Consider the following 15,707-nt stretch of genomic DNA (forward strand, 5'->3'; position numbering starts at 1 on the left):
GCTGAGGCCGCGGCCCCTCTCGTCGTCTTGGTCAGGACGTCGTGCGGCTCAGGCCACGGGGGCGAGTGCCGCGATCTCGGACTTCGCCGGGAGATCGTCCAACCCGACCACGAGGCCGGTGGAGGAGGAGGCGCGCTGCGCCATGTCCTGGAGGGCGTCGCCGTCGAGCTGCTCAGCCTCGGCCGACTCGAAGACGAAGCGCAGGGGGATGGACTGCTGGATCCACAGCGAGGAGCGGCCGGCAGGGCCGTCAGGGTGGCGCCACGTCAGCGTGAAGCTCTCGCCGCGGCGGAGCTTCGTCGTGATCACGATCTTGAGATGGGCGAGGAGTCGATCGGGGATGTCGATCGGCTCTGCGGTGTCGCCGTAGTAGAGCTGACCCATTCGTCCCTCCTTCGGTGCGTGGGCGAGTGGTCGGCGGCCCAGGTCGCCGTTCTCGAATTCTACCGTTACTTCACCAAATTAGATAACTAATCTAATCATTCACTCATCTAACTATGAGGTAGGATGACCGTGGCTGCGAAAGAACGGGGAGGTGGGATATGCCCAACGGTCCCTCCCGCGTCCGCCGAGCGCTCTCCCTCTACGTCAAGGCGAGAACCGACGCCCTGTCGGCCGCCCGGCGCGAGCTCGGGCTCGGTGACGGCGACGCTCGGGCCCTCCTCCATATCGCCGCGCATCCCGGCATCCGGCCCACGCAGCTGCGCGAGCATCTCGGGATCACCTCCGCCGGCGTCACGGCCCTCATCGACCGCCTGGTCGACCGCGGCATCGTGCGCAGAGACGTGGATCCGTCCGATCGCCGCGTGAACCGCATCTCGGTCACGGTCGACCTCGACGACGAGCCCTGGTCGCGACTGGGCCGATTCGACAACGACTTCGACCTCGTCGCGGGCGAGATCGAGGACCACGAGTCCGACGCCTTCACGGCGCTGCTCGAGTCGCTCACCACGGCGGCGGTCGACCGCGGCCGGCGCTGACATCGAGCGGCGTGCTCACGGATCGAGTCCCTTGCGTCAGGGGGTGTCGGGCCTCCGGTGCGCCTCCGACTTCGCCTCGAGGAACGCGCACAGCGCCGACAGGACCGAGAGCTCTCCGGCGAGGCTCATGAGGCCGACCGAATCGAGCACGACCTCCTCGTCGCGCGACTCCATGGTCGCGACCCACCTGTTCGAGTACGGCGCTTCGGGCTGCACGTAGGTCACGGTCGAGGCATTGGCGAATCTCACGCCGACGAGGCCGGTGTCTGCACCGCCGTCCCCGTCCTGCGGCATCACCTTCAGCGTCCCGGCGACGGGATATCCGAGCGCGCGGAACTCGTCGAGCCAATCCTCGAGGGTCTGCCTGCTGCGGAACGGCATGCTGAACCCCTCCCGGTCGCTTGTCGCCGCTTGACGCAAACGTATTGCAGTTGCCGTCGCCGGACCACCGGCTGGTCGATCCACGTCGGTCGGTGTCCTGAAAGAGGCGATAGTTCGAACCCCTCGCAGATACATGGAAGTCCATGTAAAATCAGCAACGTGCCAATGTCGGCACGGTGACTTTCATCAGGATGCCTCACGAGGGCGCCGCGATGAGGCTGAGGGAGCAACGATGTCCATGACGATCACCACCGCTGCACTGAGCGACGACGAGCGCGCCGCGATCCTCGAGGCGGTGCGGGACTTCGCCCAGTCGGAGCTCGCGCCGCACGCGCTCGAATGGGACGAGACCAAGACCTTCCCCGCCGACGCCCTCCACCACGCGGGAGAGCTCGGCCTCGGCGGCATCTACGTCCGCGAGGACGTCGGCGGCACCGGTCTCACGCGCTCCGACGCCGTCGCGATCTTCGAGGAGCTCGCGACCGGCGACCCGTCGATCGCGGCCTACGTCACGATCCACAACATGGTCGCGTGGATGATCGACACCTACGGCACCGACGCCCAGCGTCAGGAGTGGCTGCCCCTCCTCGCGTCGATGCAGGGCTTCGGGAGCTACTGCCTCACCGAGCCCGGCGCCGGGTCCGACGCCGCCGCCATCACGACGACCGCCATCCGCGACGGCGACGAGGTCGTGCTGACGGGGGTCAAGCAGTTCATCTCGGGGGCGGGCGCGGCATCCGTCTACATCGTGATGGCGCGCACCGGCGAACCGGGCGCACGCGGGATCAGCGCGTTCCTCGTGCCGGCCGACACCGCGGGACTCTCGTTCGGCGTCAATGAGAAGAAGATGGGGTGGAACGCGCAGCCCACGCGTCAGGTGATCCTGGACGAGGTGCGGGTGCCCGCGGCCAACCTGCTCGGCGGCGAGGGGCAGGGATTCAAGATCGCGATGTCGGCCCTCGACGGCGGCCGCATCAACATCGCGGCCTGCTCCCTCGGCGGTGCGCAGTGGGCGCTGGACCGCGCCGTGCGCTACGTGCAGGAGCGCTTCACGTTCGGCGAGCCGCTCGCCGAGAAGCAGTCGGTCGTCTTCACGCTGGCCGACATGGCCACCGAGCTGCGAGCCGCCCGTGCTCTCGTGCGGGATGCCGCGGCCGCGCTGGACGCGAAGGCCCCGGACGCCTCGATGCAGTGCGCGATGGCCAAGCGCTACGCGACCGACGCCGGGTTCCGGGTCGCGAACGAGGCGCTGCAGCTGCACGGCGGATACGGCTACCTCCACGAGTACGGGATCGAGAAGGTCGTGCGCGATCTGCGCGTGCACCAGATCCTCGAGGGCACGAACGAGATCATGCGCGTCATCATCGGACGCGAACTGCTGGGAGCCTGACATGCGCATCGCTTTCCTCGGCCTCGGCCACATGGGCCTGCCGATGGCCCGCAACCTCGCCGCCGCCGGTCACGACGTGGTCGGCTTCGACGTCTTCCCCGCCGCGATGGATGCCGCCTCCGCCGCCGGTCTGTCCGTCGCCGGCACCGGCCCCGAGGCGGTGCGCGCCGCTTCGGCCGACGTCGTGATCACGATGTTCCAGTCGGGCAGGCAGGTGCTCGACGCGTATCGCGGCGTGGACGGGGCGGAGGGGCTGCTCGCGGCCGCACGGCCGGGCACGCTCTTCATCGACTCGTCGACGATCGCGGTCGACGAGGCGCGCGAGGCGCACCAGCTGGCCGAGGGCGCCGGCCACCGCTCGCTCGATGCGCCGGTGTCGGGCGGAGTCGTCGGTGCCGAGAACGCCACGCTGGCCTTCATGGTCGGCGGTTCGGACGCCGACTTCGCGGCTGCCCGGCCCATCCTCGAGGCGATGGGCCGCCGCGTGGTGCACTGCGGCGGCGCCGGACTCGGGCAGGCCGCCAAGGTGTGCAACAACATGATCCTCGCGGTGTCGCAGATCGCGGTCGCCGAGGCCTTCGTCCTCGGCGAGCGGCTCGGCCTGTCGCACCAGGCCCTGTTCGATGTCGCCTCGAACGCCTCCGGGCAGTGCTGGGCGCTCACGACGAACTGCCCGGTGCCCGGTCCCGTGCCGACGAGCCCGGCCAACCGCGACTACCAGCCCGGCTTCGCGGGTGCTCTCATGAACAAGGACCTCGGCCTCGCCGAGCACGCGATCGTGTCGACCGGCGTGGAGGCCCGCATGGGCATGCTCGCGCGCGAGATCTACCGCGCGTACGCCGACGGCGAGGGCGCCGGCAGGGATTTCTCGGGCATCATCGAGACCATCCGCGACGACAGCCGCTGAGTCGGCCTCCGGGGATCAGGAGATCTCCGCTTCGCAGGACGATGTCAGCGTGGAATGTCCTGTGCAGCGGAGATGTCCTGTTCTGGTGAGATGAGTGAGAGCCGACGACGAGGGAAGTGGGACGACATGACCGATTACGAGACGATCCTCGTCGAGACGCGGGGCCGCGTCGGCTGGATCACCCTCAACCGCCCTGAGGCGCTCAACGCGCTCAACACGCAGACCATGAAGGATGTCGTGGCCGCGGCATCCGCCTTCGACGCCGACGAGGCGATCGGCGCCATCGTGCTCACGGGATCGGAGCGGGCGTTCGCCGCGGGTGCCGACATCAAGGAGATGGAGGCGAAGTCCGGCCTCGAGATGCTGATGGCCGATCACTTCGGAGGCTGGACGCAGTTCGCCGGGGTTCGCACGCCCGTCATCGCGGCCGTGTCGGGGTACGCGCTCGGCGGCGGGTGCGAACTCGCGATGATGTGCGACATCATCCTCGCGGCCGACTCCGCGAAGTTCGGGCAGCCCGAGATCAACCTCGGCGTGATCCCCGGCATGGGCGGGTCGCAGCGGCTCATCCGCGCGGTGGGTTTCTACAAGGCCGCCGACCTGATCCTCTCGGGCCGGATGATGGATGCCGCGGAGGCCGAGCGATCCGGACTCGTGTCGCGCGTCGTGCCCGCCGCCGACCTCCTCGACGAGGCGGCGAAGCTGGCGGAGGGCATCGCCGCCAAGTCGCTTCCGGCGCTGTACGCAGCCAAGGCCGTGCTCGACGCCGCGATGGAGGTGCCGCTGGCCGAAGGCCTGCGCCTCGAGCGGCACGTGTTCGCGAGCCTCTTCGACACCGCCGATCAGAAGGAGGGCATGGCCGCCTTCCGCGAGAAGCGCACCCCGGACTTCCAGGGGCGCTGACGGCCTCACGCTCGCGGACCTCGCGCTCGCGGTTCGGGGCGTGATCCGTCCTCTGGGGCGCACCGCGTCCGCCCCAGCGGACAGAACGCGCCCCGAACCATGCCGACCCGGGCCGGACCGACCGCGCGGTTCAGAGCGGCTCGGGCTGCGGGCGGGGGTCGGTGAAGTCGCCGGAGTCCTTGCGGAACCGGGCGATGATCCGCACGAGCTCCGCCGTGTCGTCGTCGGTCAGGCCGACCTGCTCGAAGACCTGCGCGTTGAGCGCGGCGGTGGCGTCCTCGACCAGGTCCACCCCGGCCGGCGTGATCACGAGCATCGCCGCACGCCCGTCGATGGGGTGCGGCTCCCGGGTGACGAGCCCGTCGCGCGCGAGGCGGTCGACGGTGTTGGTGACGCTGGTCGGATGCACCTGCAGCCTCGCGATCGCGCTGGCCATCGGCATCCGTCCCGCCCTGGTGAACGCGAGGAGGCGGAGCATCTCATAGCGCGCGAACGACAGCCCGAACGGCTTGAGGGTGGCGTCGATCCGGGCGAACACGAGCTGCTGCGCGCGGATGATCGAGGTGACGGCGGTCATGCCGGCCGCTGCGGGCTCCCAGCCGTGCTCCACCCACTGGCGCTTCGCCTCGGCGATGGGATCGACCGGGAGTCGTCGGCTGGCAGACACGGGAACCTCCTGCTCCCACCGTAGCGGCTGGCCGCCTCCGCGCCCGCGAGGGGACGGGATTGTGGGGGTCAATGTATACACAGAGCCCCGATGCGAGGGCCGTTTGTGCATCGCCTCCCGTCGATTGGGTACACACGAATGCGCGCCATAGACTCGTCGCAGCGTGAGGAGATGGCAATGAAGATCGTCGTCCTGGTCAAGGAAGTCCCGGATACGTACGGGGATCGCAAGCTCAGTCTCGAGACGGGTCTGGCCGATCGCGCGGCCAGCGAGTCCGTGCTCGACGAGATCGGCGAGCGGGCCCTCGAGGTCGCCCTGTCCTATGCCGACAAGAACGCCGGCACCGAGGTCGTCGTGCTCTCGATGGCTCCGGAGTCGGCGACGGCGACGGTGCGCAAGGGGCTCGCGATGGGTGCCGCCTCGGCCGTGCAGGTCGTCGACGACGCGCTCCTCGGCGCCGATCTCGGCCTCACCGCGGAGGTGCTCGCCGCCGCCGTGAAGCGCGTGGGGTTCGACCTCGTGATCGCGGGGAATCAGTCCACCGACGGCTCGGGCGGCGTCATGGCCGCGATGGTCGCCGAGCTGCTCGACGTGCCCGCGGCGACGTATCTCAACTCGGTGGAGATCGGCGACGGCTCGGTGTCGGGCGCCCGCGGATCCGACGGCGCGACCGTGCAGGTGTCGGCCGAGCTGCCGGCGGTGATCTCGATCACCGAGGCGCTCCCGGATGCCCGGTTCCCTAACTTCAAGGGGATCATGGCGGCCAAGAAGAAGCCGTTCGAGACGGTGTCGCTCGACGATCTGGGCATCGACGCGCACAGCTCCGACGCGTCGCGCTCGATCGTGATCGCGCTGAGCGAGAAGCCGCCCCGTGAGGCGGGTATCAAGATCGTCGACGAGGGCGATGCGGGCGAGAAGCTCGCGGAGTTCCTCATCCAGAACCGGCTGGCATAGGGGTGGCTGATATGACGTACGCCGACGATTCGATCCTCGTCCTGCTGGACGTCACGCCCTCGGGCGCGCTCGCGAAGTCAGCCGCCGGATTGCTGGGTGCTGCCGCGCAGGTGGGCACGCCGGTCGCGCTGATCGTCGGCGACGAGAAGCTCGGAGCGGATGCCGCAGCCCTGGGCGCGTCGTCGGTGCTGGTGGCCGCACCGGGCGAAGGTCTGGTCGTGCCGGTCGCCGATGCACTCGCCGCGGCGGCCGATCTCGTCCGTCCCGATGCCGTGCTGGTGTCGCACTCGATCGAGGGCCGCGAGGCGGCGGGCCGGTTCGCCGCCCGCACGCGCTCCGGACTCTGCGTTGACGCGGTCGGCGTCTCGCGCGACGCCGAGGGCGTCGTCGCCCACCACTCCGTCTACGGCGGCGCGTACAACGTCGACGCCGCCGTGACGTGGGGAGCGCCCGTGATCACGATCCGCCAGGGAGCCGTCGACGCCCGCGCCGAGGCCGTCGCGTCCCCGCCGGTGGAGACGCTCGCCGTGACCCCGTCCGGCCGCAAGGCGGCGACGGTCGTGTCGGTCGAGGAGGCCGCGGTCTCGTCGACGCGTCCGGAGCTGCGCGGAGCGGCCAAGGTCGTCTCCGGTGGCCGCGGGCTCGGCTCGGGTGAGAAGTTCGCGCTCGTCGACCAGCTCGCCGACGCGCTCGGCGCCGCGGTGGGCGCATCGCGCGCCGCCGTCGACGCCGGCTACGTGCCGCAGTCGTACCAGGTCGGCCAGACCGGCGTGTCGGTGTCGCCGCAGCTGTACGTCGCGCTGGGCATCTCGGGAGCCATCCAGCACAAGGCCGGCATGCAGACTGCGAAGACGATCGTCGCGATCAACAAGGACGCGGATGCCCCGATCTTCGAGGTCGCCGACTTCGGCGTGGTGGGCGACCTGTTCACCGTGGTTCCGCAGCTGATCGCGGCGCTCGAGGCGAAGAAGGCGTAACCCGGCGTGGCGACCTTCGGACAGGCCATCCGCCGCGGGCTGCCCCGACGGCCCGGCGGCGAGCCGTGGCCGCCGGCCGGTGACGCGCCCGGCGGGGCGATCGTCGGCGACGCCCCCGGCGCGGCGGGCGAGGCGCCCGAGCGCGGCAGTTCTGGACGTCCGCTGCACGTCGAGGCGCAGCATCCGTCGGACACGGCAGCGCCAGCGCCCTCCGGGGGCGCCTCCGTCGGATCGCCGGCCGACCGCGCCGATTCCGTGCGCCCGCTGCAGGAATCGGAGGCGCCGTCGCAGCAGACCGCAGCAGCCGGGGCCCCGGACCCGCAGACCGCGACCCGGACGCTCCGCCGCGGCCTGCCGCGCGTGCCCGGCGGCGAGCCGTGGCCGCCCGCAGACACCACGGCGGCGGCCGGCCCGGCCGCGCCCGCAGCCGGCGCATCGACGGGTGCCGCGGCCCTCGCCGCCGGGATCGCCGCGACGGCGCCCTCCCCGTCGCCCCGCGCAGAGGCGCCCTTCCCGGCCCCGACGCACGCCCCCGCTCTCACCACCACCGAATCCCCGGCTCCGTCCGCGGTCGGGGCGCAGGACGTTTCCGACTCGCCGGTGTCTCCGGCGGGTCGCGCCGAAGACACGCCCCGAACCACCGCTGATCGCACTGCCGGGGAGCGGCCGCTGCGCCGCGGCCTCCCGCGGACGCCCGGCGGCGAGGCCTGGCCTCCCCCCGGCCTGTTCGCGGCAGCGCCGGCCGCGGCTGCGGCGGCGGCATCCGTCCCCTCCCTCACCGAGCCGCAGGACCTGCACACTTCTCGCGAAGAGGCGCAGATGCAACCGCGCCCGCAGGCGGAAACCGCGCCCGCCGTACCCGCACCCGCACCGGCGGGGGTGGACTACTCCCGGCCGCTGCCGTTCACGCGCACGGTGTGGGAGGGCGCGGCGGCGCGGACGCGGCCGCAGCCGAAGCCGGAGCCGCGGCGGATCGGCCCGTTCACGCGGCTGCAGTGGGCCGGCGCGGTCGTCGTCGCCGGCGGCGGCCTCCTCTATGCCGGTCTGATGGCGGTCTTCGCGGTGCGGTGGCTGCTGAGCACCGAGTGGGGTGTGGGGTTCCTTGCGGCTTACCCGGGCGAGTACCACCTGCCCGAGGGCGCGCCGGTCGGCTTCCCGGCGTGGCTCGGGTGGCAGCACTTCTTCAACGTGTTTCTGATGGTGCTCATCATCCGGTCGGGGCTGCAGGTGCGCACCGAGAAGCGGCCCAGCGTGTTCTGGTCGCCGCGGTGGAACGGCAAGCGCAAGATCAGCCTGAACCTGTGGTTCCACCAGTCCCTCGACATCCTGTGGATCGTCAACGGCGTGATCTTCGTCGTGCTGCTCTTCGTCACCGGCCAGTGGATGCGGATCGTGCCGACCTCGTGGGAGGTCTTCCCGAACGCGATCAGCGCGGCCCTGCAGTACGTGTCGCTGGACTGGCCCACCGAGAACGGGTGGGTCAACTACAACTCGCTGCAGCAGCTGGCGTACTTCGCGACCGTGTTCATCGCGGCGCCGCTCGCGATCGTCACCGGCGTGCGCATGAGCGGCATCTGGCCGAAGAACTCACCCGGCCTGAACAAGGCCTACCCGGTCGAGTGGGCCCGCGCGGTGCACTTCCCGGTGATGCTCTACTTCGTCGCGTTCATCTTCGTGCACGTCGTGCTGGTGTTCGCCACCGGGGCGCTGCGCAACCTGAACCACATGTACGCCGCGCAGGGCTCGACCGACCCCGACGCCTACGCGATGAACTGGACCGGGTTCTGGATCTTCTCGGTCTCGATCCTCATCATCGTCGCCGCCTGGATCGCCGCCCGCCCCCTCGTCCTCGCCCCGATCGCCCGCCTGTTCGGCAAAGTCAGCGGCCGCTGAGGCCACGAACCGACGCCGGTCAGGGGATGGCGGGGTGAGCGGATGCCGCGCCCGCGGCGTATCCCTCGGCATAGGCCTCGTCGGCCCCGAGCCGGAACATGTCGCGCTCGAGTGGCCGCACGATCGATCGGGCCCCGGGCAGGTCGAGCGATCCGACGAGGTCGGCGCGGCCCCGGACGACGGCGACCGGCAGCCGCGAAGCCTTTCCCTTGACGAGATCGGCCGCGCCGGCGAGCTCGTCGGCGACGCACGGCATGGTCACGACGAGGGGCCGGCCCTCGGCATCCGTCGCCCCGCGCAGGTCCTCGAAGACGTGCACCCCCGCGGCGCCGATCGCGTGATCGGTCTGGCCCTCGCGCCAGGCGCGGCCGAGCGTGTCGGAGACGAGCACGCCGACCTCGACGCCTAGGCGCTCGCGCAGCGCCCCCGCCAGGGCGCGGGCCGACGCGTCAGGGTCGACGGGAAGGAGGAGGATCGTGCCGTCCGGGGTGTTCGAGGCGTCGACGCCGGCGGCCGCCGAGACCATGCCGAGGCGGTTCTGCACGATCCGCGTCGTGTGGCCGCCGGGCAGCGCGCGCGTCGCGACGACCCGGACGGTCTCGGCCGTGATGGCGTCCTCCCGGTCGGCGGCGGTCACGAAGCGGCCTTCGGCCTTCGACATGATCTTCGAGGTCACCACGAGGATGTCGCCGTCGGCGAGGGTGCCGGCTGCGGCATCCGCGATCACCGTCGCGAGATCGGTGCCGGGCGTGATCTCGGGGATCCCGGCGAGGGGCCAGACCTGCAGCACGTCAGGCGCGCTCAGCGGACGAACCGCACCTCGGTGAGCGTCTCGCCGAGGAAGGGCTCGGTGTGCGTCGCGCCGTCGAGGACGAAGCCGTTGCGCGTGTAGAAGCGGTGCGCGCGGGGGTTGTCGTCGGCGACCCAGAGGTAGACCGGCTCGTCTGCGGCGACGACGGCGTCGAAGAGCCGCTGGCCGATGCCTGTGCCGTGATAGGCGTCGAGGAGGTAGATGAAGTACAGCTCGCGGAACCGCGGGGCATCCTTGTCGCGGGCGGGACCGGAGCCGGCGAACCCGACGATCTCACCGCCGACGAGCGCGGCGAACATCTTGAACTCGGGACCCTGCACGGCCCAGTGGGTCCACAGTTCGGCGAGGCGCTTCGGCGAGACCGCCTCGAGGGCGGCCTTGCTGATGAGGTGGTCGTAGGTCTCGTGCCAGCAGGTGGCGTGAACACGGCCGAGGGCCTCGGCGTCGACGTCTCGCACCGGACGGACGACGGTGTCGGTCTGGAGTTCGGCTTCCATGGCCAGACTCTACGCCGGGCCGAACCCGGAGCGAAATCGGGCGACGACCGTGCAGAGAGCGTTCGCGAAGTGGACAGCGGATGCTGCGCCCCGCCTGTCGGATACCGACAATCGAATCGGCGGCCCGGCTCACGATCGCTACCATCGACCCCCGTGAACGTGATCTGGCGGACCATCCTCGTCATGCTGACCGCTCGGCGTCGCGTGCGGCGGTCGGGACGACTCGACCCGACCGGGATCAGCCGCATCCGGCTCACGACGCTCCCGACCGACATCGATCTGCTGATGCACATGAACAACGGGCGCTACCTGTCGCTGTTCGACCTCGGCCGATGGGATCTGCTCGTGCGCACCGGCCTGTGGGACGTGATGAAGAACCGCGGGTGGTACGCCGTCGTCTCGAGCGAGACGGTGACCTTCCGGAAGTCCCTCGAGCTGTGGCAGCGGTTCGATGTGGAGTCGCGCATGGTCGGGCACGACGACAAGGCGGTCTACCTCGAGCACCGGGCGGTCGTGGACGGCGAGGTGTACGCGCGCGTGATCGTGCGGGCCCGCATGATGAAGCGCACCGGCGGGACGCTGTCGCACGAGGAGCTGTTCGGGGCCGTCGGCTACCCCGATGGGATCCCGGAGGTCGAGCCGTGGGTGCACGACTGGGCCGCGGCATCCGCTCTTCCGCCCACGCGAGCCGCGGCGCCCAGCGTCTGGAACTGACCCGTCAGCGCGGCGGGGGCGCCGGCTCTTCCGGCTCGGGCACCATCGTGAGCCCGGCGGGGGAGTTCGCGGCCTTGGTGAGCGCGTCGATCCACGCCGGGTTCAGGCGCGGCTGGCGTCCGCCGAAGTACTCGAACACGAGGGGCTGGTGAGGGCTCAGCCACACCGAGGTGCGGCCCATGCCGTTGCGTGTGGGATCGGTCCAGGTGAAGGGGAAGTGCTCGCCGCGCCGCAGCTTCGCCCAGATGACGACCTGGAGGTGCGCGAGGATGCGGTCATCGATCGAAACCGTGACCCGCGAGTCGTACGTGAGCGTGCCCATCCGGCAAGAATAACCGGGCGCGTGCCACGTTCGGTCAGGCATTGCCAGAGGCCCGCGCGGATTATACGCTTTTCGACCCGGCTTGTCGGGTGTTGCGCAGAATCTTCTCCTTGGCCAGTCTGACCAAGTGACGATTTCGGCATCGCTGGTGGACGACCTCCGTGAGGCAGTGGCCTCGGGCGGGCTGTCCGTTGCGTATCAGCCGCAGTTCGCGCTCGGTCCGGACGGCGTCTCGCGCACGCCGGCGGCGGTCGAGGGACTGTGCCGGTGGACGAACGGCGCCGACGGCGACGTCCCCCCGGCCACGTTCATCCCCCTCGCCGAGCGGGCCCACATGGTGGAGGAGATCGACCTCCTCGTGCTCGCCCAGGCCGCGGCTCAGGTCGCGAGGTGGCAGCAGGCGGGCCACACCGTCGGGCTCGCGACCAACGCGTCCCCGTCGCACATCACCTTCGACTACGCCGACGGGGTGATCTCACGGCTCGACGAGCTCTCGATCGATCCGGCCAGCGTCATGATCGAGATCACCGAGTCGCCGTCGCCGCAGCTGCTGCCCGTCATGGACGGGCCGTTGCAGCGACTGCGGGCGTTCGGCGTGGGGATCTCGATCGACGACTTCGGCTCACGGGACACGACCATCGAGATGATCGAGGCGCTGCCCATCGACGAGGTGAAGATCGATCGCTCGCTCACGCAGCGGACGGATGCCGCGGCCGCCCACATCGTCGAGGACGTCGTCGATCGCGCCCGGCGTCACGGCTGGCGCGTCGTGGCGGAGGGCATCGAGACCGACGCCGATCTCGCACGCGCCCGTGCGTGGGGCTGCGATCGGGGGCAGGGATACCTGCTCGGGGCGCCGATGGACGCCGAGGCGCTGGAGCGTCTACTCGACGCCTGAGCGTCGCGGAGTCGGCGCCGTCGACCGGCTCAGCGCCGGCGACGGGCTCAGCTCAGAGGGGGAAGTCGTCCTCGGCGTCGGTCGAGGCGTCCTCGGCCGGCGAGTCGCCGACATCGATCTGCGACCAGGTGACCGGCATGCCCGGCGAGAAGAGGATGTCGATGCCCGGCCCGCCGCGCAGCGGAGGGATGTTCACATACCCGCCACCGGCCTTGATCGCCTCGAGGATCGACTTCTTCAGCTCGGTGACGGGCTCGGGGAGGAAGTAGTCGCGCCCATCCACGGTCAGCCGGTTCACGATTGCCATGGCCCCACCCTAGCGGGGCTCGGGGCGCCCGGCCCGTAGAATCAGAGGATGGGCACACTGCACTATGGCGCTCCGTCCGTCGGCTTCCCCCTCGACGACCGCGTGCTCGCGCACCTGGAACTGGTGATCACCGCGAAGCTGCGCCGGCAGGAGAGCCTGTCGTTCGCCGTGGTCGACGAGAAGACCGATCGCCGCCAGTCGGTGTGGATCTCGCCGGTCACACCGCTGCGGTTCGAGTACGACGCTCCCATGCCCGAGATCAACCGCCTGTGGCTGCAGGAGCTCATCGACACGGCGAACTCGCCCGGCGGTCTCCGCGTGATCCCCGAGCCGGAGATCCCCGCTTCGCGCTGAGCCCTGCTCGTCGCGGCACGCTCGTCAGGCCGAGGCGCGGCCGCCGCCCGCATGCTTGGACCGGTACATCGCGGCATCCGCTGCGGCCAGGAGGTCCGCGGCCGATGTCGCGTCCCGCGCGACGACGATGCCGGCGCTCATGGTGATGGTGATCACGGCCTCGTCGACGGCGATGGGGTCGGACACGGCGGCGATCGCGCGCGTCGCGACGTGATGGGCATCCGCCTCTGTGGCGCCGACGCAGACGATCACGAACTCGTCGCCGCCGAGACGCACGACCATGTCCGATGCGCGCGCGACTCCGGCGAGCCGCTTGCCGACGGCGGCGAGAACCGCGTCACCGACATCGTGCCCGCGGGTGTCGTTGACGCTCTTGAAGTCGTCGAGGTCGAGGAAGATGACGGCGAGGCTCGTGTGGGCGCCGGCGATCAGCGCATCGAGACGGTCGTCGAGGAAGCGGCGATTGTGCAGGCCGGTCAGCGCGTCGCGCAGCGCGAGCTCGGCCAGCTCGGCCTGATTGCGCGCGACCAGCGCGGCGCGGATCTCCTCGCCGAGGGCGAAGGCATCCTGCGCGTGCTCGCCCCACGGCAGGCTGCGGCCGGTCACGCTCTCCCGCCAGGCCGAGAACGACCGGCGCGGCGACAGGATGTGGTCGCGGTTCCCGGCGGTCTGATCGCCCAGCCAGTCGATGTCGCGCGCGACCTCACCCCGCACGAACACCAGGCGATCGCCGTCGGCGCCCAGCGGCAGGACGAGGACCCCGGCGACGCCGGGGACCTCCACGGCCAGCTCGGGCCGCTCGATCGGAAGCGCCTCGCACACCAAGTGGCCGGGTCCGAGCTCGTCCACCACCTCGAGCAGCGTCGCAGGCGGCGGGACGATGCCCACCGTGTGCACGGCGTCGGCGTACTGCAGCAGCACGCCGTCGGCTGGGACCACGTCCAGCACGGTGCGGGTTCCGCTGAGGAGGGCCGACGCGACGTCGGTGCGTCCGTAGAGCGGGGCGACGATCGCCACCCGGCGCTCGCGCGCCTCGAGGCGCCGTCGCAGGTCGCTGATCTGGTCCACGGCGGCCAGCTGCATCCCGATCTGGGAAGCGAGGACCTCCAGCGCGCGGCGCAGCAGCACGGGCAGGCGGCGCGGCGTGCGGTGCGCGCACGTGAACATGCCGACCATGCGGTCCTCGACCACGATCGCGAACGACACGGTCGAGGCCTGCCCCATGTTCCGCATGAACTGCAGGTGGTGGGGTGACACGCCCCGCAGCTCGGCCTCGGCGAGATCGAGGGGCGGGTCCTCCGGCAGGAGCGCCTTGAGGGCGCGTCCGGGGTCGTCGGTGTGCGCGATCACCCGTGAGCGCTTGCGCAGGTAGAGGGCGCGGGCCTGTGCCGGGATGTCCGACGCGGGGAAGTGCAGCCCGAAGTACGGCTCCATGTCGGGCTCGCGCTCGTCGGCGACGATCTGGCCGTGACCGTCCTCGTGGAAGTCGTAGCACATCACCCGGTCGAAGCCGGTGATCGCCTTGATCTCTGCGGCCGCCCGCGTGCGCAGCTGTTCGGCATCCGTGACGGTGGCCAGCCGCTGGATCGCGGACACCACGCCGGTGCGGACGTACTCGAGCTCGGGGATGACCGGCTCGAGCTCCACGACGAGCGGGTCGGTGCCGCGGTGCACGATCGCGTCGTAGGACGCGCCCTCGAACTCGACGCGCACCGGATCGACGGCGACCGCGTGCGACACCGCCCAGGTCAGCGTCTCGCTGCCGGACTGGTCGAGGCTCCGGCCCAGCCAATGCTCGGCATCCTCACTCGCCACGACGACCGTGCCGGTCTGCTCGTCGATGCCGAACAGGGTGCCGTGGGACTGGATGCGCCCGATTGTGCGCAGCGGCTCTGCCGCGCATTCCTGCAGCCGGAGGGCCTCCGCTGCGACGCGGGCGCGCTCGTCTTCGTGCGGCAGGGCGGGGATGTCTGTCAACGCGCCTCCTCGGCGGCGAGACTCGGTCCGGTCGGGGGGTCCGGGATGCGAGAGTGCTCAATCCTATGCGCGGCTATCGACGGCGGCCCGGGGTTTGCGCGATGTGGACAGCACCGTCGCGAAGTGGTGCGCCCCCGGGCGGATCGTGCCCGGCTAGCGCACGCCGACCAGGGGCGCAACCCGTTTGCCGTGACCGCGCCGGCTGCGATTGCCTGACATCGGGAGCGCCGGTGGAATTGCCGGTGCGGGAGGAGGAGGTCGCCGTGGACACGAGCACCCTCATCTGGATCATCGTGGGCATCATCGTCGTGGCGATCATCGTGGTCGTCGTGCTGATGGTCACCGCGCGCGGACGCCGCGAGAAGCGAGCCGAGGCCCAGCACGAGCAGGCCGAGCGGATGCGGGCAGAGGCCCGCGAATCCGAGATGGCCGCGCGCGAGCAGGAGGCGCAGGTGGCGCAGGCCCGCGCAGACGCGGCTTCTGCCGCAGCCGCCGCCGAGCAGGCGAAGGCGCGCGCAGCCCAGGCGACCATCGACGCCGACCGCCGCGCGGCAGCGATCGACGAGCATCAGACGGATGCCGAGAAGCACCGGGCCGAGCAGGCGGAGACCCTCCGCAAGGCCGACGACGTCGACCCCTTCGTCACGGACGGGACGACGGATGCCGCGCCCGGCCCGCGTCGCACCGGAGCAACCCGTGCGGACGGAACCGATCCGGACGCCGCGTCCCGGACCGACCGGGTCTGACCCCTCGAGTCTCGACGACGCCCCGCGGC

At 71.0% G+C, this 15,707-nt stretch carries 19 protein-coding genes; 11 read left to right on the plus strand and 8 right to left on the minus strand.

Translation table 11 applies throughout. From position 1 onward, the window contains the following. Positions 1-48: 48 nt before the first annotated feature. Positions 49-384, minus strand: coding sequence for a hypothetical protein (locus ACE3O1_RS10620; RefSeq protein ID WP_374315005.1), 336 nt, complete (start codon positions 382-384; stop codon positions 49-51). A gap of 158 nt (positions 385-542) precedes the next feature. Here ACE3O1_RS10620 and ACE3O1_RS10625 point away from each other — a divergent pair, with 158 nt between their 5' ends. Then, entirely contained in the window at positions 543-980 is a 438-nt protein-coding gene (locus ACE3O1_RS10625) for a MarR family winged helix-turn-helix transcriptional regulator (protein WP_374315006.1), read from the plus strand. A 36-nt stretch (positions 981-1,016) separates the two neighbouring features. Here the strand turns inward: ACE3O1_RS10625 and ACE3O1_RS10630 are convergent, their stop codons facing one another. Beyond that, the gene (locus ACE3O1_RS10630) at positions 1,017-1,361 is read right to left on the minus strand and encodes a hypothetical protein (protein WP_374315007.1); all 345 of its coding nucleotides are present in this window, start codon (positions 1,359-1,361) and stop codon (positions 1,017-1,019) included. A gap of 232 nt (positions 1,362-1,593) precedes the next feature. Here ACE3O1_RS10630 and ACE3O1_RS10635 point away from each other — a divergent pair, with 232 nt between their 5' ends. The 3 genes from ACE3O1_RS10635 to ACE3O1_RS10645 all read left to right on the plus strand — a co-directional run bounded on the left by ACE3O1_RS10635 (position 1,594) and on the right by ACE3O1_RS10645 (position 4,561). Further along, positions 1,594-2,751 carry an acyl-CoA dehydrogenase family protein gene (locus ACE3O1_RS10635; protein ID WP_374315008.1) on the plus strand — a complete coding sequence of 386 codons (1,158 nt, stop codon included), beginning with the start codon at positions 1,594-1,596 and terminating at the stop codon, positions 2,749-2,751. Position 2,752: 1 nt separating this feature from the next. Further along, positions 2,753-3,658, plus strand: a complete 906-nt coding sequence (mmsB, locus tag ACE3O1_RS10640) for a 3-hydroxyisobutyrate dehydrogenase (RefSeq protein ID WP_374315009.1) — start codon at positions 2,753-2,755, stop codon at positions 3,656-3,658. Between the two features lie 126 nt (positions 3,659-3,784). Continuing rightward, positions 3,785-4,561: an enoyl-CoA hydratase gene (locus tag ACE3O1_RS10645; protein WP_374315010.1), complete on the plus strand. Its 777-nt coding sequence runs from the start codon at positions 3,785-3,787 to the stop codon at positions 4,559-4,561. A gap of 130 nt (positions 4,562-4,691) precedes the next feature. On the opposite strand, the gene ACE3O1_RS10650 is transcribed toward ACE3O1_RS10645, so the two are convergent. Next, the gene (locus tag ACE3O1_RS10650) at positions 4,692-5,228 is read right to left on the minus strand and encodes a MarR family winged helix-turn-helix transcriptional regulator (protein ID WP_374315011.1); all 537 of its coding nucleotides are present in this window, start codon (positions 5,226-5,228) and stop codon (positions 4,692-4,694) included. 177 nt (positions 5,229-5,405) lie between these two features. Between ACE3O1_RS10650 and ACE3O1_RS10655 the strand changes: the two genes are divergently transcribed. From ACE3O1_RS10655 to ACE3O1_RS10665, 3 genes are read left to right on the plus strand one after another with little or no spacing between them, the layout of a single operon-like run. Then, complete coding sequence (locus ACE3O1_RS10655) at positions 5,406-6,182, plus strand: electron transfer flavoprotein subunit beta (RefSeq protein WP_374315012.1); 777 nt, start codon at positions 5,406-5,408, stop codon at positions 6,180-6,182. Between the two features lie 11 nt (positions 6,183-6,193). Continuing rightward, positions 6,194-7,159 (plus strand): electron transfer flavoprotein subunit alpha/FixB family protein, encoded by a 966-nt coding sequence (locus ACE3O1_RS10660; protein ID WP_374315013.1) that lies wholly within the window; start codon positions 6,194-6,196, stop codon positions 7,157-7,159. A 6-nt stretch (positions 7,160-7,165) separates the two neighbouring features. After that, positions 7,166-9,052 (plus strand): cytochrome b/b6 domain-containing protein, encoded by a 1,887-nt coding sequence (locus ACE3O1_RS10665; protein ID WP_374315015.1) that lies wholly within the window; start codon positions 7,166-7,168, stop codon positions 9,050-9,052. A 19-nt stretch (positions 9,053-9,071) separates the two neighbouring features. Here the strand turns inward: ACE3O1_RS10665 and ACE3O1_RS10670 are convergent, their stop codons facing one another. Together ACE3O1_RS10670 and ACE3O1_RS10675 are read right to left on the minus strand one after the other, a co-directional pair. After that, positions 9,072-9,842 carry a coenzyme F420-0:L-glutamate ligase gene (locus ACE3O1_RS10670; protein ID WP_374315016.1) on the minus strand — a complete coding sequence of 257 codons (771 nt, stop codon included), beginning with the start codon at positions 9,840-9,842 and terminating at the stop codon, positions 9,072-9,074. 11 nt (positions 9,843-9,853) lie between these two features. After that, the gene (locus tag ACE3O1_RS10675; protein ID WP_374315017.1) at positions 9,854-10,360 is read right to left on the minus strand and encodes an N-acetyltransferase family protein; all 507 of its coding nucleotides are present in this window, start codon (positions 10,358-10,360) and stop codon (positions 9,854-9,856) included. Positions 10,361-10,513: 153 nt separating this feature from the next. On the opposite strand from ACE3O1_RS10675, the gene ACE3O1_RS10680 reads away from it, so the two are divergent. Next, the gene (locus ACE3O1_RS10680; protein ID WP_374315018.1) at positions 10,514-11,074 is read left to right on the plus strand and encodes a thioesterase family protein; all 561 of its coding nucleotides are present in this window, start codon (positions 10,514-10,516) and stop codon (positions 11,072-11,074) included. A 4-nt stretch (positions 11,075-11,078) separates the two neighbouring features. Here the strand turns inward: ACE3O1_RS10680 and ACE3O1_RS10685 are convergent, their stop codons facing one another. Then, a complete protein-coding gene (locus ACE3O1_RS10685; protein ID WP_374315019.1) occupies positions 11,079-11,396 on the minus strand; it encodes an ATP-dependent DNA ligase in 318 nt (105 codons plus the stop codon). A 127-nt stretch (positions 11,397-11,523) separates the two neighbouring features. Between ACE3O1_RS10685 and ACE3O1_RS10690 the strand changes: the two genes are divergently transcribed. Further along, the gene (locus ACE3O1_RS10690) at positions 11,524-12,294 is read left to right on the plus strand and encodes an EAL domain-containing protein (RefSeq protein ID WP_374315020.1); all 771 of its coding nucleotides are present in this window, start codon (positions 11,524-11,526) and stop codon (positions 12,292-12,294) included. A 52-nt stretch (positions 12,295-12,346) separates the two neighbouring features. Here ACE3O1_RS10690 and ACE3O1_RS10695 read toward each other — a convergent pair whose 3' ends face one another. Further along, positions 12,347-12,601: a hypothetical protein gene (locus tag ACE3O1_RS10695; protein ID WP_374315021.1), complete on the minus strand. Its 255-nt coding sequence runs from the start codon at positions 12,599-12,601 to the stop codon at positions 12,347-12,349. 48 nt (positions 12,602-12,649) lie between these two features. Here ACE3O1_RS10695 and ACE3O1_RS10700 point away from each other — a divergent pair, with 48 nt between their 5' ends. Then, positions 12,650-12,955, plus strand: coding sequence for a hypothetical protein (locus ACE3O1_RS10700; RefSeq protein WP_374315022.1), 306 nt, complete (start codon positions 12,650-12,652; stop codon positions 12,953-12,955). A 24-nt stretch (positions 12,956-12,979) separates the two neighbouring features. Here the strand turns inward: ACE3O1_RS10700 and ACE3O1_RS10705 are convergent, their stop codons facing one another. After that, positions 12,980-14,932: a diguanylate cyclase domain-containing protein gene (locus ACE3O1_RS10705; protein WP_374315023.1), complete on the minus strand. Its 1,953-nt coding sequence runs from the start codon at positions 14,930-14,932 to the stop codon at positions 12,980-12,982. Positions 14,933-15,195: 263 nt separating this feature from the next. Here ACE3O1_RS10705 and ACE3O1_RS10710 point away from each other — a divergent pair, with 263 nt between their 5' ends. Further along, positions 15,196-15,678: a hypothetical protein gene (locus ACE3O1_RS10710; RefSeq protein ID WP_374315024.1), complete on the plus strand. Its 483-nt coding sequence runs from the start codon at positions 15,196-15,198 to the stop codon at positions 15,676-15,678. The last annotated feature ends 29 nt before the right edge of the window (positions 15,679-15,707 follow it).

This window comes from Microbacterium sp., from assembly GCF_041909575.1.
Lineage (GTDB): Bacteria > Actinomycetota > Actinomycetes > Actinomycetales > Microbacteriaceae > Microbacterium.

Excerpts from the sequence above, each read along its gene's own strand:
- ACE3O1_RS10635 (WP_374315008.1), top strand. The coding sequence starts at position 1,594 with ATGTCCATGACGATCACCACCGCTGCACTGAGCGACGACGAGCGCGCC.
- ACE3O1_RS10675 (WP_374315017.1), bottom strand. The coding sequence starts at position 10,360 with ATGGAAGCCGAACTCCAGACCGACACCGTCGTCCGTCCGGTGCGAGAC.
- ACE3O1_RS10630 (WP_374315007.1), bottom strand. The coding sequence starts at position 1,361 with ATGCCGTTCCGCAGCAGGCAGACCCTCGAGGATTGGCTCGACGAGTTC.
- ACE3O1_RS10655 (WP_374315012.1), top strand. The coding sequence starts at position 5,406 with ATGAAGATCGTCGTCCTGGTCAAGGAAGTCCCGGATACGTACGGGGAT.
- mmsB (WP_374315009.1), top strand. The coding sequence starts at position 2,753 with ATGCGCATCGCTTTCCTCGGCCTCGGCCACATGGGCCTGCCGATGGCC.
- ACE3O1_RS10685 (WP_374315019.1), bottom strand. The coding sequence starts at position 11,396 with ATGGGCACGCTCACGTACGACTCGCGGGTCACGGTTTCGATCGATGAC.
- ACE3O1_RS10645 (WP_374315010.1), top strand. The coding sequence starts at position 3,785 with ATGACCGATTACGAGACGATCCTCGTCGAGACGCGGGGCCGCGTCGGC.
- ACE3O1_RS10620 (WP_374315005.1), bottom strand. The coding sequence starts at position 384 with ATGGGTCAGCTCTACTACGGCGACACCGCAGAGCCGATCGACATCCCC.
- ACE3O1_RS10660 (WP_374315013.1), top strand. The coding sequence starts at position 6,194 with ATGACGTACGCCGACGATTCGATCCTCGTCCTGCTGGACGTCACGCCC.
- ACE3O1_RS10625 (WP_374315006.1), top strand. The coding sequence starts at position 543 with ATGCCCAACGGTCCCTCCCGCGTCCGCCGAGCGCTCTCCCTCTACGTC.
- ACE3O1_RS10695 (WP_374315021.1), bottom strand. The coding sequence starts at position 12,601 with ATGGCAATCGTGAACCGGCTGACCGTGGATGGGCGCGACTACTTCCTC.
- ACE3O1_RS10700 (WP_374315022.1), top strand. The coding sequence starts at position 12,650 with ATGGGCACACTGCACTATGGCGCTCCGTCCGTCGGCTTCCCCCTCGAC.